The sequence below is a fragment of the Alphaproteobacteria bacterium genome, from assembly GCA_030740435.1.
Lineage (GTDB): Bacteria > Pseudomonadota > Alphaproteobacteria > UBA2966 > UBA2966.
The window spans coordinates 41,481-57,425 of record JASLXG010000008.1 but is presented as its reverse complement, the minus strand read 5'-3'; the positions used below and the strand labels follow the sequence as shown (position 1 = coordinate 57,425).

The window sequence follows — 15,945 nt, the reverse complement described above, 5'->3', positions numbered from 1 at the left end:
CCGAAGTCCGTCCCGTTTCGATTCACCCATCGGGTGTGCCATGCCAACCACTCCATCAACTCCTCAACATATTGATTCTTATAGCATAATCTCCATCTCAGGGCATCGATTAACGAGTTCATCTGGGAAATGGGGGCTAAGGCCACTTAGGTGGATCTCATACGAAATCCGAATGATTAATTTGAATTTCGTATGATTCTTGCTTGGCCCCTTGCCGGGGGACACGCATCCGTGCACTTGGCCGCCGCCCGTGTGGCGGCTCGTACCGAATCCGAATTAATCAATCGGATTCGGTATTAATCGTTCGGCCGCTCAGCCAGAAAATCGCACGATGGCGCTGCCGGGTGTGGTGACGTCGCCCTGGGCGTCCTTGACAAAAAGCTCGAGCGTGGCTTCCCGGCTCTCGGCCTCGACGGCGCTGACGCTGCCGCCCGATACCAGGCTGTCGCCAAGATATGACGCCTTGCGGTTGGAATACTGGAATTCGACCAGCACCGCATCCTCGCCGATCCATTCCAGCACGGTCTGGGTCAGCCAGTCGCCCTGCAGCGGGCCGTCGATGACCACGCCCGGGTGCTTCTCGACCTCGGTGGTATAGCGCTCGTCGTAGTGGATGCGGTGGGCGTTCCAGATGGCCGCGTTATAGAGAAAAAGCGAGACGTTGCTGGGCCTGTGGCTGCGTTCAGGGAGCGCATCGCCGACTTTGATGTGTTCGAAATCAGGCATCGTTCTCACCTCACGATCCGGGTTTGGCTCTCGTCCATCACCGGCTCGCCGTCCGCGGTCTCGACCTTCAGTTCATAGACCACGAAGATCAGCGGACCGCTGGAGCCCTGCTTCTCGAAGATATCGGCAAGCTGGAGCGTGCCCACCAGCACGTCACCGGGGCGTACCGCGCGGTGATAGCGCACCTTGATGCCGCCCGCCATGACGCGCTTCAGAGGGAGCTCCGGCAGCAGCGACTGCCGGGCGATGCCGTCGGGGCCGAGCTGGTCGAGCGGCACCACCTCGCGGAAGGCGCCGAAGGCGAACATGGGCGGTGCCTCGTCGCCCTCGCGATACTTGGCCAGGCGCTGTTCGGTGGCGATGGCGTACTTGACGATGTCGCGGCGCGTCACCTCGACCCGCACCGGCGGCTCGGAGCGGCCGATCCAGGCACGGATTTCCGGCGTAATCAGTTCCGCCATTTGCTTTCCTCAAGCTGACAATTGAAAAGGCTGAGACTATCTTGCCTTTGGTTGGGGCCAAGGGGGAGAGAAAATGTCTGCGAGCAAGCCGATCCTGCACAACCAGCTCTGCGACGAGTTGGGCATCGACTACCCCATCTTTCTCGCCGGCATGGGTGGGCGCAACAATCCCACGCCGCCCGAGCTGGTGGCCGCGGTCTCCGAGGCCGGCGGCATGGGCGTGCTCGGCGTCGCGGCGCTCGAGGCGGAGGAAATCCGTTACCGCATACGAGAGGTCCGCAAACTCACCAACCGGCCTTTCGGCGTCGATACCCTGTTGCCGGTGCGCCTGACGGAAGCCGCACCAACGCGTTCCGGGGTGCGCCGGCAGATCCAGAAAGACCATCCCGAACATTGGCGGTTCATGACCGAGCTCACGACCCAGCAAGGCCTGCCCGAGCGCCCGGTGGAAAACGAACTCGTCGGCAATGAGCCCTTCATGCGCCAACAACTCGACGCCATCCTCGACGAAAAGGTGCCGCTGTTCGTCGCCGCGCTTGGTGATCCCGGCTTCATCGAGGAACGCGCCCACGCCCAGGGCATGAAGCTGATGGGCATCGCCGGCAACGTGCGCAATGCGCGCCGCCAGGTCGAAGCCGGTACCGACCTGGTGATCGCCGGCGGCAACGAGGCCGGCGGCCATATCGGGCCGATCGCCAGCTTTCCCCTGATCCCGCAACTGGTCGACGCCATCGCGCCGGTGCCGGTGGTGGCCGCCGGCGGCATTGCCGACGGCCGCGGCGTGGCCGCCGCCCTGGCGCTGGGGGCCCAGGCCGCTTGGGTCGGCACGGCTTTTCTGGTGGCCGACGAGTGCGGCATTCCGGAATATCAAAAGCAGCAGATCATCGATGCCCAATCCACCGATTTCGTGGTCAGCCGGGCCTGGACGGGAAAGCCCACCCGAAGTTTCAACAACCCCATGACCCGGGCCTGGGCCGAATCCGACCTGGAGCCCCTGGAGGCACCGGTGCAAAAGGTGCTGGTGGAAGACTTTCATCAGGCCGCCATAGAGACAGACCGCCAGGAGCTTTGGTTCAATCCCGCCGGCCAGATCGGTGGCATGCTGACGCGAAGGCGCCCGGCCGCGGAAATCCTCGAGGACATGGTGCTCGGTGCCATCGAGGTGCTGAAAGGGCTGCGGGCGGAAGTCTCTGTCGCCTAGTACCCCCGGGTGCAAAGGGATGGCTGGCCGATGGTTGCTGGCACTTTGTGTTCCAGAGCACTTACAATGCGCTGAAAGTACAGAACAGCTCAGTACAGTACCGGGAGGACGAGCCATGAACACGGACACGACGCAGGCAGGCGATTCGGCCCCTGAAATCTTCGATCTCGGCGAGCGGCCGGCTTTGGGCGTGGTGCCGCAAAAGATGCACGCCTTCGTGGTTCGCCAGGACCGCTTCGGCGAGCCTGAGCAAGCCTGGCAGCGCGAGACCATCGCGACCCCCGCGCTGGGGCCCAAGGACGTGTTGGTCTACGTCATGGCGACGGGTATCAATTACAACAACGTCTGGGCAGCCCTCGGTTATCCCGTCGACGTCATCGCCGAGCGCCAGAAAAAGGGCGAGCCCGAGGACTTTCACGCCGGCGGCAGCGATTGCTCGGGCATCGTCTGGGCCATCGGCGACCAGGTCAGCGAGGTGGCCGTTGGCGACCAGGTCGTGGTCCACAGCGGCTGGTGGGAACCGGACGATCCCTGGGTGCTCTCGGGCCGCGATCCGATGCTGGCGCCGTCCACCCGGATCTGGGGTTACCAGACCAACTACGGCAGCTACTGCCAGTTCGCCCGGGCCCAGTCGCACCAGTGCCAGCCCAAGCCCAAGCACCTGACCTGGGAACAGGCGGCGTGTTACATGCTCTGCGCTTCCACCGCCTATCGCATGCTGATGGGCTGGCCGCCCCACACCGTCGAGGATGGCGACGTGGTGCTGGTTTGGGGTGCCGCCGGCGGTCTCGGCAGCTTGGCGCTGCAAATCGTCGCGGCCCACGGCGGCAAGCCCGTGGCCGTGGTTTCCGACGAGGCCAAACGTCAATTCTGCCTCGACCACGGCGCCGTCGGCGTGGTCAACCGCAACGACTTCGACCATTGGGGCACCATGCCCGATACGGCGAGCCAGGAATGGGGCCAATGGATGAAGGGCGCACGGGGCTTCGGCAAGGCCATCTGGGATTGCCTGGGAGAGCGACAGAACCCGCGGATCGTGTTCGAGCATCCGGGCGAGGCGACCTTGCCGACGTCGGGTTTCGTCTGTGACACGGGTGGCCTGATCGTGATCTGCGCCGGCACCAGCGGCTACAACATCAGCATGGATCTGCGCTACCACTGGATGATGCAAAAGCGCTTCCAGGGCAGCCACCTGTCCAACGACGAACAGGCGGCGGCGGCCAACCAGCTGGTCATCGACAAGAAAGTGGACCCCTGCCTATCGGACACCATGCCGTTCGACGAGATAGGCCAGGCCCATCAGCTGATGCACGAGAACCGGCATCCCTACGGCAACATGGCCTGTCTGGTGAACGCCACGGAAACGGGTCAAGGCGCGGGCTAAGGCCCATGTGCCAGTATTTGCTGCCTGCCAGGCCGCCACCGTGCCGTCGGTATCCTGTTCCATGAGCCGCGTGTAGCCCACCACGTCGGCGGCCAGGATAGCTGAAAGCCGCCGTTGAACGCCGTTCTCGTTCACCGAATGCCCCCCCGAAGGTGTCGGCGAAATCCTACACGATCTTGGCTTGGTGGGGCGATTCGGCGGGACATTCCGGTGGCAAGGCAGTGTTCACAGATTGATACGGTAGATCTCGACGGCGTTGTCGCGAAACAGCCGGCGGCGCTCGGCCTGGCCCAGATCGGCGACGATTTCCTGAAAACCATCGAAGATGGTGTCTAGGCTGTCGGCGGCCAGGCTGTCGACCGGCCAGTTGGAGGCGAACATGGCGCGCCCGGCCCCGAAGACCTCGATGGCATCAAGCACCACGCGGCGGTTGGCGGCCGCTGTCCAGGGCTGGCCGGCCCGGCCCAGGCCGGAGATCTTGAGGGCCGTGTTGGGCTCGGCGGCGAATTCCTCGATGGCGGTTCGCCACACCGCCAGCGCCGCCTCGTCGCGGTCTGTCGGCAGGCCGGTGTGGTTGAGGATGATGAGGGTGTCGGGAAAGTCCCGGGCCAGCGCCGCCGCTTCGCCGAGCTGGCTCCACGGCGCCTGCAAGTCGTAATGAAAGCCGTGCCGGGCGAGCAGGGCATAGCCCTGGCGCCATTGGGGGTCGGCCATGGAGACCGGCTTTTGCCGGATGGAACGCAAGAGCGGATATTGGGCGTGGCCGGCCAGCACCTCGGCGATATCCGCGCGGGCGAAATCGGCCCAGCCCACCACCGCGTTGGGCAAGCCGTGGCGTTCGGCGATCTCCTGCAACCAGGCGCTTTCGGCCACCGGATCCTCACGCGCCCATTCGGCCTCCATGTGCACCGTGGCGACGACGTTCTGCCGGGCCGCGTCGCGCCGGTAATCGTCGGGCAGGTAGTCGCGCTTGATGGCGTCGTAGTTGTCGCCGTAACGAAATCCCACCAGCGACTCGTCCTGCAGCCAGGGATAGGGGTTGCGCCCCAGGTACCAGAAGTGCTGGTGGGCGTCGACGATCTCAGGCATCGCCCAGCACGATAGCGCCGGAGGCCGCCAGTTCCTCAATCTCGGCGGTGGCGTAGCCGTATTCCAGGAGCACCTCGCGGGTGTGCTGGCCGAAGGTGGGGGCCGGCCGGTGGACGCCGCCCGGTGTTGTGCCGAACTTGACCGGCGGGCCCAGGGTTCGCACCCGCCCGGCCAGCGGGTGGTCGGTCTCCAGCACCATGTCGCGGGCCAGCACCTGTTCGTTCGCGTGCATCTCGGCCACGTCGAGGATGGGGCCGGCCGGAACGCGAGCTGCTTCCAGGATTTCCAGCCATTGGGCGCTGGTCTTGGTGGTGAAGACGGCTTCGAGCTCGGCGATCAGTTCCGCCCGGTTGGCCATGCGGCCCTCGTTGTCGGCAAAACGCGCATCCTGGGCCAATTCCGGCCGGCCGATGGCCTCGACCATGAGACCCCAAGTGCGCGGGTTGGCGGCGCCGAGATTGAAATAGCCGTCCTGGGTACGAATCGCCTGGTAGGGCGCGTTCAAGGGATGGGCCGAACCCATGGCGCGGGGCGGATCACCAGTGGCGAAGCTGATGGCCGATTGCCAATAGGTATGGACGATGCCGGCCTCCATCAGCGAGGTGTCGACCATCTGGCCTTCGCCGGTTTTCAGCCGCCGCGTATAGGCGGCCAGAATTCCCATGGCCAGCAGGATGCCGGCGGTGATGTCGGCCACCGGCGCGCCGACCTTGACCGGCGGCCGTTCGGGTCCCTCGCCGGTGATTGACATCAGCCCGGAATAGCCCTGGGCCACCAGATCGAAACCGCCGCGCAAGGCATAGGGCCCGGTGCGCCCGAAGCCGGAGATGGCGCCGTAGATCAGGCCGGGATTGGTTTTCCGCAGCGTCTCGAAATCGAAACCGAGTTTGGCCATGGTGTCGGGGCGGTAGTTCTCGGTCACCACGTCGGCGGTCTCGAGGAGCTTCCGCAGCACGCCTTTGCCATCCTCGGTCTTGAGATCGATGACCATGCCGCGCTTGTTGCGGTTCATCATCAAAAACGCCGCCGATTCGCCGTTGACGTCGGGCGGCAGCGTGTGCCGCGTGTCGTCGCCCTCGAGTTTCTCGACCTTGATCACGTCGGCGCCCATGTCGGCCAGCATCAGGCCGCAGGTGGGGCCGGCCATGACGTGGCAGAGCTCGATCACCTTGACGCCCTCGAGCGGGCCGAAAGGTTCCATCTTCAGCGCCCTTCGAATTCGGGGTTCTTCTTGGCCAGGAAGGCGTGGTAGCCGATCTGGAAATCCTCGGTGGCGAAGCAATCGTAGCTCTCGTCGCGCTCGGCCTCGGTCAGCGGGGCCGGGTCCATCAGGCGGTTGACGAACTGTTTGTGCCAGCGCGCTGTCAGCGGCGCGCCTTCGGCGATGCGCCGCGCACTGGCATAGGTCGCGGGTTCGAGGTCGTAATCGGGCACGACACGATTGACCAGGCGTTTTCCCAGGGCCTCCTCGGCGCCGAAAACGCGGCCCTCGAGCAGGATCTCCAGCGCCGCCGCCTTGCCCACGATCTCGATCAGCGGCTGCATCTCGTCGATCGCCACGACCAGGCCCAGGCGCTTGACGGGGATGCCGAAACGGCCCGATTCGCCGGAGATGCGCAAATCGCAACAGGCCGCCAGCTCGAGTCCGCCGCCGACGCAGACGCCGCCGATCATGGCGATCACGGGATGGCGCAGCGCGGCCAAGGTGCGCAGCGTGCCGTGGGTCTTGAGGGCGTAGGCGCGGGCCTGTTCGGCCGTTGAGCGCTCGGTCTCGAATTCCGAAATATCGGCCCCGGCGGCAAAGGCCTCGTCGCCGGCGCCGCGCAGCACGACGCAGCGCACCGTACCGTCGGATTCGAGTTCGGCGAGAATCTCACCGAGTCTGCGCCACATGAAAACATTCAGCGCATTGCGCCGCTCGGGCGCGCTCAAGGTCACCGTCACGATGCCCCCGTCACGGGCCAGTAGAACGTCACCAGACATGGAACTCTCCGCCAAACGGCGCGCCGCGTGCGCCGGGGGGAAATCTGCGGGCCGGGCCGGTCGTTGTCAACGATGGGCACCCAGCGCCGCCGCCTGGCGGGCGCGGTCCTCGATGGCCTGCCAGTCGCCCGCCGCCAGCAGCTCCGTCGGCGCCGGCCAGGAGCCGCCGACGCAGACGACGTTGTCGAGGGCCAAATATTCCGCCGCGTTGGACTGGTCGATGCCGCCCGTGGGACAGAATCGAAGTTCCGGGAAAGGCCCGGCGAAGGCCCGTAACGCGGCGCTGCCGCCGGCCGGCTCGGCCGGGAAGAATTTCAAAGTCGTGAGGCCGAGCCTCCGGGCGCGCTGCACTTCGGAGGCCGTGGCGACGCCGGGAAGATAGGGCAGGCCGGCCTCGGCCGCCGCTGCCACCAGATCGGCATCGAACCCCGGGCTGACGGCGTAGCGCGCCCCGGCGGACCGCGCGGCGGCTATTTCCTCGGGCCCGGTCAGCGTGCCGACGCCCACCACGGCCTCGGGGACGGCCGCTACCATGGCCTCAACGGCCGCCAGTGCGGCGGCGCTGCGCAGCGTCACCTCCAGCACCGTCAAGCCGCCGGCCACCAGGGCCCGGCCCAGCGGCACGGCAATGGAGAGGTTTTCGATGGTCAGTACCGGCACCACCGCGACCGGTGCCAGCAGTTCCTCGATGGTCGTTCGGTCAGTCATTCACGGCTTTCCTTCGGAAGTATCGCGCCATGGCAGCCGATGACCCGGGCCGCCAATTGGTGGCCCGCCGCGGCGGCCGCCGCCGGGGCCCGGCCGGCCAGGCGGGCCGCCAGATAGGCGGCGTTGAAGCTGTCGCCGGCACCGGTGGTGTCGACGGGCGCCAGGGTCTCGGGCACCGGGATGGTCGTTGTTCCTCCCTCGGCCGCCACCAGGCAGCCGTCCGCGCCCATCTTAACGACGACCTCGGCCACCCCGGCGGCGCGGTGGCGGGCGGCACAGGCGGCGCCATCGCCGTCGCCATAAAGCGCCTGTTCGTCGTCGAGCGTCGGCAGCGCGATGTCGACCAGCGGCAGCAGGCGATCGAACTCAGTCCGTGCCGCCGCCGCCTCGGGCCAGCCGCGGGGCCGGTAGTTGCTGTCGAAGGCAAGACGCAGACCACCCGCCTTGAGCTCGCCCAGACGTCCCGCCAGCGCCTGGCATCCGGCCGCACCGATTACCGAGAGCGTGATACCGGAGAGATAGACCCAGTCGTAGGCCGCCAGGGACTCGAGCACGGCGGCGCCGTCGCCGGCAAAGAGTTCGCGGGCCGGGGCCCGGTCGCGCCAGTAATAGAAACTGCGCTCGCCGCCCTCATTGGTGCGAATGAGATAAAGCCCGGGCAGCCGGCCCGGCCGGCGCACGATGCCTTCGATGCCGACGCCCTCGGCCTGCCAGGCGCGCAGCATTTCGTCGCTGAAGGGATCATCGCCCAGCGCCGTCAGGTAATCGACCGAAACGCCGGCCCGGGCGAGGTAGACGGCGGTATTCAGGGTATCGCCGCCAAAGCCGATGCGGGCCCGGCCGGCCGGCCCCGAGATCTCGATCATGCATTCGCCGATGGCCGCGACCTTCACGACGGCCTCCACGGCAGGGTCTTAGGCCCGGAGCGGCCGAAACAGCGGCAGCGTCGTGTCGCCCCGCTCCTCGAACACCACCTCGACCGGCATGTCGGCGCTGATCTTGGCGGGGTCGCAGCCGACGATGTTGGTGGGCAGGCGCACCCCTTCCTCGAGCTCGACCAGGGCCACGGCATAGGGCACCTCGCCGGCGTAGATCTCCTTGGGCACGGCATGGGTGACCACGATCCAGCTATAGACCCGGCCGCGGCCCGAGGCCCTGACGTGCTCTACCGAGGCGCTGCCGCAATGGGGGCAAAGCCCGACCGGCGGAAAGCGCAGGCGAGTGCAGTCTGCGCAGCGCTGGATGATCAGCTCGTGGCGGGCGCAGGCCTCCCAGAAGGTGCGCGAATCGGCGTCGAGAGTGGGTGTTGGTTTCTGTGGTTTCTGTGGCTTCCGCGTCATGCTCAGTTCCCCAGCACCAGGGCGCTGCCGCAGGTCATGGCGCCGGCCGTGGTCAGCGCAATCTCGGCGCCCTCGACCTGGCGTGGCCCGGCCTCGCCGCGCAACTGCTCGACCGCCTCGACGACGTGGTTGAGGCCGTGGATATAGGCCTCGGACAAGAGCCCGCCGTGGGTGTTGATGGGCAAGCTGCCGTCGCTGGCAATATGGCCGTCGGCCACGAAGTCGCCGCCCTCGCCGTCTTTGCAGAAACCGAAACCTTCGAGCTGCATGAGCACGCTGTAGGTGAAGCAATCGTAGATCTCGGCCACGTCGACGTCGCCGGGGCCGACACCGGCGCTTCGCCAAAGGTCTTCGGCGATGTAGCGGCTGTAGTTGTGGGCGTGTTCGGGCCAGCGCATGGCGTCAAACAGGTCATCACCCTGGTTGGGGCCGCCGCCGTAGGCCGCGCCCATGATGCGAACGGGTTTTTGTTTGAGATCGCGGGCCCGCTCGGCGCTGGTCACCAGCACGGCGCAGGCGCCGTCCGATTCGAGGCAGATGTCGAGGAGCCGGAAGGGCTCGACGATCAGGCGCGAGGCCTGATGATCCTCCAGCGTGATGGGGTTTCGCATCATGGCGCGCTCGTTCTGGGCGGCGTTTTGCCGGCACGTCACGGCGACCTGGCCCAATTGCTCGCTGCTGGTGCCGTACTTGATCATGTGGCGCCGGCACCACATGGCCATGGCCTGGGGATAGGTGATCCAGCCGAAGGGGGCGGTGTATTGCGTGATGCCGAGGGTATTTATGTCGCGGCTGCCGCCCAGCCTGAAACCCGAACGCCCGTTCATGGCCCGGAAACAAAGCACGTTTTCGGCCAGGCCGGCGGCGATGGCGGCGGCGGCGGTCTGGACGATCAGGGCGGCGGCATTGCCGCCGGCCGAGAACTCGACGGCGTAGCGCGCCGCCGGCAGGCCGAGCCCGGTGGCGACCGCCATCGAGGGCACCGAGTCGCCGAAATTGAAGCTCACCACGCCGTCCACCTGGGCCGCTTCGAGGCCGGCATCGGCCAGCGCCGCGCGGCAGGCCTCGAGCGCCAGATTGAGGACCGTGGTCCCCGATTCCTTGGAATACGCCGTGTTGCCGATGCCGGCGATGGCGTACTTGTCGCGCAAGGTCCAGGCCATGGCTGCCTCAACGGCCCTTGAAGTCGGGGTTGCGTTTTGCGTCGAAGGCGACCAGGCCCTCGGTGGCGTCGTGGCTGGCCGTGGCCCAGTTGTAGACGAAGCTCATTTCGAGCTGCAGCCCCGCTTCCAGGCTGCCGCGCAGGCCCTCGTTGACCAGGTGCTTGGTGGCGGCCAGCCCGGCCGGGCTCTTGGTCAGGTACTCCTCGATCATGCTCTCGATCTCGGCCATCAGCCGTACCCGGGGCACCGAGCGGTTGACCAGGCCCATGGCGGCGGCCTCGGGGCCTGAGAGCAAACGGCCTGAGAACATCAGCTCCTTGGCCCGGAAGGCGCCGATGGCGCGGGGCAGGCGCTGCGAGCCGCCGGCCCCGGGGAGTTGTCCGAAATTGAGGTGGCCATCGCCGATGCGCGCCTCGTCGGCCGCCACCGCCAGGTCGCAGCAGAGCAAGAGCTCGAGCCCACCCGCGACGCAGGCGCCGTTGACGGCGGCGATGAGGATCTTGTCGCTCTGCTCGAACTGGTCACAGAGCGCGAAGAAATCGCGGAGATACTTGCGGAACTCGGTCGGCTGCTTGTAAAGCCCGAGATAGCCCTTGAGGTCGCCGCCGGCCGAAAAGGCCTTGCCGGCGCCGGTCAGCACGACGATGACGATCTCGGGATCGGCATCGATCTCGGCGAAGGCGGCGGCCAGTTCCTTGATGGTGTCCCAACTCAGCGGATTCAGGCTGTCGGGCCGGTTCAAAGTCAGCTTGGCCACCCGATCCTGGCGTTCGAAGAGAATGTTCTGGTATGTCATGGACCCACTATAGCCTGGGCACCACGTCACGGGAAAAGTCAGGGAGAAAAAAATGCTGCTCGACGTCCGCACCTACCGCTGCAAGCCGGGAACCATCAAGGCCCACCTCGCGCTCTATGCCGAAAAGGGCGCCGGACCGCAAAGCCGCAACCTGGGCCAGCCGCTGGCCTACATGACCACCGAGACCGGCAACCCCAACGAATACGTCCACATCTGGGTTTACGAAAGCGCCGCCGACCGCGAGGCCAAGCGCACCGATCTTTGGGCCGACGCCGACTGGATCGCCTACACCCAGGCCAGCGCCAAGCTGGGAGCTCTGGAAAGCCAGGAAAACAAGCTCATGGTGCCGGTGGATTTCTTCCCGTCGCCGCGCTGATTCTCTGCTAAGCTTTTTGCTGGGGGGCAGGCCATCGGGCCTGCCTCTTGCATGCAGAGCACGGAGGACAGCATATGACCACGGTCGCCAAGGAAGAGCTCGCCTCGTACATCGGCAAGGATCTCGGCACTTCGGACTGGGTTACCGTCGACCAGGCCCGCATCAACGAGTTCGCTGACGCCACGCTGGACCACCAGTACATCCACGTCGACGAGGAACGCGCCAAGGAAACGCCCTTCGGCACCACCATCGCCCACGGATTCCTGACGTTGTCGCTGATCCCGCATCTGGCCAGCCAGGTGCGGGTGGAGCCCGAAAACGTCGTCATGGGCATCAATTACGGCCTCAACAAGGTGCGGTTCCTGAATCCTGTCAAGGTGGGAAGCGAGGTGCGGGCCCGGGTCAAGATGCTCGGCGCCGAGGAAAAGCAGCCGGGCCAGTTGCTCGTCACCACCGACGTCACCATCGAGATCAAGGGTGAGGAAAAGCCGGCCCTGGTGGCCGAATCGCTGGCCATGTTCATCACCCAATAGGGCCAGCCCGGGAAAGGAAAAATCATGACCATTCGTTTCGATGATCGCGTCGCCATCGTCACTGGCGCCGGCCAGGGGCTGGGGCGGAGCCACGCGCTGGCGCTGGCCGAACGCGGGGCCAAGGTGGTGGTCAACGACCTGGGCGCCGCCACCGACGGCACCGGCGGCTCTAGCGAAGCGACCCAGGCCGTGGTGGCGGAAATCGAGGCCCAGGGTGGCGAGGCGCTGGCCAACGGCGCCAACGTGGCCAAGCCCGACCAGGTCGAGGCCATGGTGGCCCAGGCCATGGAGCGCTGGGGGCGCATCGACATCCTGGTCAACAACGCCGGCATCCTGCGCGACAAGTCGTTTGCCAAGATGACCATGGAGGACTACCGCACCGTGCTCGACGTCCACTTGATGGGCAGCGTGCACTGCAGCCAGGCGGTATGGCCCATCATGCGCGAGCAGAGCTATGGCCGGATCGTCGTCACCACGTCTTCGGCGGGGCTTTACGGCAATTTCGGCCAGGCCAACTACGGCGCCGCCAAGATGGCCGTGGTCGGCCTGATGAACGTGCTGCATCACGAGGGGGCCAAGTACGACATCCGTGTCAACACGCTGTCGCCCAGTGCCGGCACGCGCATGACCGAAGGCCTGGTGCCGCCCAAGATCTATGAGCTGCTGACACCCGAATCGATTACCCCCGGGCTATTGGTGCTGGTCAGCGAGGAGGCGCCCGCCAAGGAGATCCTGGCCGCCGGCGGCGGCACCTTTTCGCTGGTGCGCATCTACGAGACCGGCGGCATCGTGCTGGGACCCGACGAGATCAGCGCCGAGGCCGTGGCCAGCCGCTGGGCCGAGGTCAGCGAGCCATCGGCCCAGCGCGAGCTTGGCGGCGCCTTCGACCAAACCGAAAAATTCGTCACCGCGGCGGCCGAGGCCCTGGGCCTCGACGTTTCCTAGCCGGCGGTACAGCAAGCAACGGAGAACTTGAAATGAAAGAAGCAGTCATCGTGTCGACGGCGCGCACCCCCATCGGCCGGGCCTATCGCGGCGCCTTCAACAACACCGAGGGCCCGGCCCTGGCCGGCCACGCCATCAAGCACGCCGTCGAACGCGCCGGCGTCGAACCCGGCGAGATCGACGACGTGGTGCTGGGTTGCGCCATGCAACAGGGCACCACCGGCCTCAACACGGCGCGCCAGGCGTTGCTGGCCGCCGGCCTGCCGGTCGAGGTCAGCGGCATGACCATCGACCGCCAATGCTCGTCGGGCATGATGGCCATCGCCACGGCGGCCAAGCAGGTGCTGCACGACGACATGCCGATCTGCGTCGGCGGCGGCCTCGACAGCATCAGCCTGGTGCAGAACGAACACGCCAACAGCCACCGGGCGGCCAACGAGAGCGTCCTTGCACGCGCCAAAGACATCTACATGCCCATGCTGCAGACCGCCGAGGTGGTGGCCGAACGCTACGGTATCAGCCGCGAGCGGATGGACGAATACGGCTTGCAAAGCCAGCAGCGCACCGCCGCCGGGCAAGAGGCGGGCCACTTCGACGACGAGGTGGTGGCCATGACGGCGACCAAGATGCTGGTCGACAAGGCCTCGGGCGAGGTGGCCTACGAGGAGGTGACGCTGGCCAAGGACGAGGGCAACCGGCCCGATACCACGCTCGAGGGTTTGCAGAACCTGAAGCCCGTGTTCGAGGGCGGCAACATCACGGCCGGCAACGCCAGCCAGCTTTCCGACGCCGCCGCCGCCTCGGTGGTGATGGACGCCAAGCTGGCCGAGCAACGCGGATTGGAGCCCCTGGGCTACTACCGCGGCCTGGCCGTGGCCGGCTGCCAGCCCGACGAGATGGGCATCGGCCCGGTCTTCGCCGTGCCCAAGCTGCTGCAGAGCCACGGCCTCAAGGTCGACGACATCGATCTTTGGGAATTGAACGAGGCCTTCGCCGTGCAGGTCATCTACTGCCGCGACCGCCTGGGCATCTCCAACGACATCCTCAACGTCAACGGCGGCGCCATCTCGATCGGCCACCCCTACGGCATGTCCGGCGCCCGCATGGTGCCGCACAGCCTGATCGAGGGCAAACGGCGCGGCGCCAAGTACGTCGTCTCGACCATGTGCATCGGCGGCGGCATGGGGGCGGCCGGGTTGTTCGAAGTGGCCTAAAGATGGCGCAAACGGCACTCTTCGAACCCGGCGGCTATCGCTACGTCCGCGGCCCCTTCCAGTATTCGGGCGGGGTGGCGGCGGAAGCGGGGTTCGTAGTCGAGCGCGCTAGCTTCGCCCGACCCCTGCCGATCGTCGAGGGTTTCGCGGCCATCGAGGCGCACCTCAAGGCGCAGGGCCGGCCGCTGACCGCCTTCTGTGCCTGCGAGCTGCGCTCGCCCGCCCCTTTCACGGCCGAGGGGTTCGTCGCCTTCAACCGGGTCTACGTCGGCACCCTGGAACGCTGGGGCATTTTCCACGACGAGGAAAACCCGGTGGCGCGCTCCAACGTCTGCCCCGAGATCGAGCCGCCGCCGGAGCCCAGCTTCGTGGCCTTCAGCTACACCGTTCCGGGCAGCGCCGCCGGCCCCAACTTCGTGGTCGCCGGCTCGGCCGAGGCCGCCGAGGGCACGGGAAGCTACGAGAACCGCATCGTGCGTGAGGGCGAGACCTCAGCCGATGCCTTGCGTGAAAAGGCCTGCTTCGTGCTGGACGCGATGGAGGCGCGCATGGCGGCGTTGGGCGTGAGTTGGGGCAATGCCAGCGCCGTCCAAGCCTATACCATCCACGATCTCCACCCCTTCCTGGCCGACCAGATCGTGGCCCGCGGCGCCGCCGCCAGGGGCCTGACCTGGCACTACACCCGGCCGCCGGTGGAGTTGCTGGAATTCGAGATGGACGTGCGCGGTGTGGCGTTGGAGAGGATGCTCTGAGGGCTAATCCTCGACATCCCACGACGGCGTACGCAGAAATAACGCCAGTACGGAGCAGCCCAGCGGCACCAGGGCCAGGATCTGCAAGGTGGCGATGTAGCTGCCGCTGAGGTCGAAGGCCAGGCCGAAGGGCAGCGGCCCCACCGAGGCGCCGACGACGCCGATCATCTGGCCGGCGCCCTGCACCGAGCCCAGGTGCTTGCGGCCGAAATAGCGCGCCCAAATGTAGCTGAAGAAGGTGATGTTGGTGGCGTTGTTGGCGCCAAATAGCGCCCCGTAGATCAGCGCCGTGACGATGTTATCGACCAGCGAGGCGGTGAGCATCGTCAGCGACAGCAACACCAGCGCCCCGGCAAACACGTATTGCGTGGGAAAGCGGTCGAGGATGCGGCCGAAGACGGGTATCGCCAGCACCATCATGACCCCCGAGACGGTGAAGATCTGGGCCGCCATCTGCTGGCTCAGCCCCTGGGACTGAAAGATCGAGACCTGGAAGAAAAACAGCGCCGTGACCAGCGCCGCCGGGGTGAACAGGCTGACTGAAATGATCCAGAAGGCCCCTGTGCGTATGGCCTGCTTGAGCGTCAAGCCGGCCACGGCGGCGGCCGATTCCTCCCCCGCCGCCGTCTCGGGCGCATCGCCATCGGGCAACAGGCCGCAGTCCTCGGGCTTGTTGTGGACCAGCAGCAGGACCAGCGGCAGCAGAATGGCCCAGGTCATGATGCCGAGCCAGAGCCAGGCCTGGCGCCAACCGACGCTGTCGACCAGCCACTGCACCAACGGCGGATGCAGCGCCATCGAGGCCGAGAAGCCGAGCGCCATGATGCTCATGGCGAAGCCGCGCTTCCGGTGGAACCACTGAGCCACCAGGTTGGCGCAAAACAGCATCAGCGAGCCTTGGCCGAGAAAGCGCAGCGCGGCAAAACCCAGCGCCAGGGTGATGCCACCGCTGACGGTGCCGAAAGCGACACAGGCCAAACCCAGCAGCACGGACACCACCAGCATCACCCGCCAGACGCCATAACGATCCACCAGCCCGCCCATGCGCGGCAGGCCCAAGGCCGCCACCAGGGTGGCGATGGCATAAGCCGAGGCGATCGAGGTCTGGGCCATGCCCAGGTCCCGGCTCAGGGGTTCGATGAAGACGCTGAAGGTGTGGGACTGGCCGGGACCGCTGGCGAAAAAGCTGACGGCGGCGACGGCCAGAACCGCCCAGCCAAAGAAAAACCGCCGTTGCACGGCGGCAAAGAGGGAAGCTCGCACGCTGTTCATGA

The 15,945-nt window shown here is 66.5% G+C and carries 18 protein-coding genes; 7 read left to right on the top strand and 11 right to left on the bottom strand.

Translation table 11 applies throughout. The features are described from left to right. Positions 1-312: 312 nt before the first annotated feature. Entirely contained in the window at positions 313-726 is a 414-nt protein-coding gene (locus QGG75_01275; GenBank protein MDP6065878.1) for a hypothetical protein, read from the bottom strand. A 5-nt stretch (positions 727-731) separates the two neighbouring features. After that, positions 732-1,187: a MaoC family dehydratase N-terminal domain-containing protein gene (locus QGG75_01270; protein MDP6065877.1), complete on the bottom strand. Its 456-nt coding sequence runs from the start codon at positions 1,185-1,187 to the stop codon at positions 732-734. A 73-nt stretch (positions 1,188-1,260) separates the two neighbouring features. Here QGG75_01270 and QGG75_01265 point away from each other — a divergent pair, with 73 nt between their 5' ends. Both QGG75_01265 and ccrA read left to right on the top strand, forming a co-directional pair. After that, the gene (locus QGG75_01265; protein MDP6065876.1) at positions 1,261-2,388 is read left to right on the top strand and encodes a nitronate monooxygenase family protein; all 1,128 of its coding nucleotides are present in this window, start codon (positions 1,261-1,263) and stop codon (positions 2,386-2,388) included. A gap of 115 nt (positions 2,389-2,503) precedes the next feature. Beyond that, positions 2,504-3,772, top strand: a complete 1,269-nt coding sequence (ccrA, locus tag QGG75_01260) for a crotonyl-CoA carboxylase/reductase (GenBank protein MDP6065875.1) — start codon at positions 2,504-2,506, stop codon at positions 3,770-3,772. Positions 3,773-3,997: 225 nt separating this feature from the next. On the opposite strand, the gene QGG75_01255 is transcribed toward ccrA, so the two are convergent. The 8 genes from QGG75_01255 to QGG75_01220 form a co-directional block, all read right to left on the bottom strand. Beyond that, the gene (locus QGG75_01255; GenBank protein ID MDP6065874.1) at positions 3,998-4,861 is read right to left on the bottom strand and encodes an amidohydrolase family protein; all 864 of its coding nucleotides are present in this window, start codon (positions 4,859-4,861) and stop codon (positions 3,998-4,000) included. Next, entirely contained in the window at positions 4,854-6,062 is a 1,209-nt protein-coding gene (locus tag QGG75_01250) for a CoA transferase (GenBank protein MDP6065873.1), read from the bottom strand. The genes QGG75_01255 and QGG75_01250 overlap by 8 nt, the downstream gene beginning before the upstream one ends. 2 nt (positions 6,063-6,064) lie before the next feature. After that, entirely contained in the window at positions 6,065-6,844 is a 780-nt protein-coding gene (locus QGG75_01245; protein ID MDP6065872.1) for an enoyl-CoA hydratase-related protein, read from the bottom strand. A 66-nt stretch (positions 6,845-6,910) separates the two neighbouring features. Then, on the bottom strand, positions 6,911-7,552 hold the full coding sequence (gene eda, locus QGG75_01240; GenBank protein MDP6065871.1) for a bifunctional 4-hydroxy-2-oxoglutarate aldolase/2-dehydro-3-deoxy-phosphogluconate aldolase: 642 nt from the start codon (positions 7,550-7,552) through the stop codon (positions 6,911-6,913). Further along, a complete protein-coding gene (locus tag QGG75_01235; GenBank protein ID MDP6065870.1) occupies positions 7,549-8,445 on the bottom strand; it encodes a sugar kinase in 897 nt (298 codons plus the stop codon). The genes eda and QGG75_01235 overlap by 4 nt, the downstream gene beginning before the upstream one ends. Before the next feature lie 21 nt (positions 8,446-8,466). After that, positions 8,467-8,892 carry a Zn-ribbon domain-containing OB-fold protein gene (locus tag QGG75_01230; GenBank protein MDP6065869.1) on the bottom strand — a complete coding sequence of 142 codons (426 nt, stop codon included), beginning with the start codon at positions 8,890-8,892 and terminating at the stop codon, positions 8,467-8,469. Between the two features lie 2 nt (positions 8,893-8,894). Beyond that, on the bottom strand, positions 8,895-10,055 hold the full coding sequence (locus tag QGG75_01225) for an acetyl-CoA acetyltransferase (GenBank protein ID MDP6065868.1): 1,161 nt from the start codon (positions 10,053-10,055) through the stop codon (positions 8,895-8,897). A gap of 7 nt (positions 10,056-10,062) precedes the next feature. Further along, positions 10,063-10,851 (bottom strand): enoyl-CoA hydratase/isomerase family protein, encoded by a 789-nt coding sequence (locus tag QGG75_01220; GenBank protein MDP6065867.1) that lies wholly within the window; start codon positions 10,849-10,851, stop codon positions 10,063-10,065. A gap of 52 nt (positions 10,852-10,903) precedes the next feature. Between QGG75_01220 and QGG75_01215 the strand changes: the two genes are divergently transcribed. The 5 genes from QGG75_01215 to QGG75_01195 all read left to right on the top strand — a co-directional run bounded on the left by QGG75_01215 (position 10,904) and on the right by QGG75_01195 (position 14,671). Continuing rightward, a complete protein-coding gene (locus QGG75_01215) occupies positions 10,904-11,227 on the top strand; it encodes an NIPSNAP family protein (protein ID MDP6065866.1) in 324 nt (107 codons plus the stop codon). A gap of 74 nt (positions 11,228-11,301) precedes the next feature. Continuing rightward, on the top strand, positions 11,302-11,760 hold the full coding sequence (locus tag QGG75_01210) for a MaoC family dehydratase (GenBank protein MDP6065865.1): 459 nt from the start codon (positions 11,302-11,304) through the stop codon (positions 11,758-11,760). 24 nt (positions 11,761-11,784) lie between these two features. After that, entirely contained in the window at positions 11,785-12,705 is a 921-nt protein-coding gene (locus QGG75_01205; GenBank protein ID MDP6065864.1) for an SDR family NAD(P)-dependent oxidoreductase, read from the top strand. A 32-nt stretch (positions 12,706-12,737) separates the two neighbouring features. Beyond that, on the top strand, positions 12,738-13,919 hold the full coding sequence (locus QGG75_01200) for an acetyl-CoA C-acyltransferase (GenBank protein MDP6065863.1): 1,182 nt from the start codon (positions 12,738-12,740) through the stop codon (positions 13,917-13,919). Between the two features lie 2 nt (positions 13,920-13,921). Beyond that, complete coding sequence (locus QGG75_01195) at positions 13,922-14,671, top strand: hypothetical protein (GenBank protein ID MDP6065862.1); 750 nt, start codon at positions 13,922-13,924, stop codon at positions 14,669-14,671. A 3-nt stretch (positions 14,672-14,674) separates the two neighbouring features. Here the strand turns inward: QGG75_01195 and QGG75_01190 are convergent, their stop codons facing one another. Next, positions 14,675-15,943 (bottom strand): MFS transporter, encoded by a 1,269-nt coding sequence (locus QGG75_01190; GenBank protein MDP6065861.1) that lies wholly within the window; start codon positions 15,941-15,943, stop codon positions 14,675-14,677. Positions 15,944-15,945 lie beyond the last annotated feature (2 nt).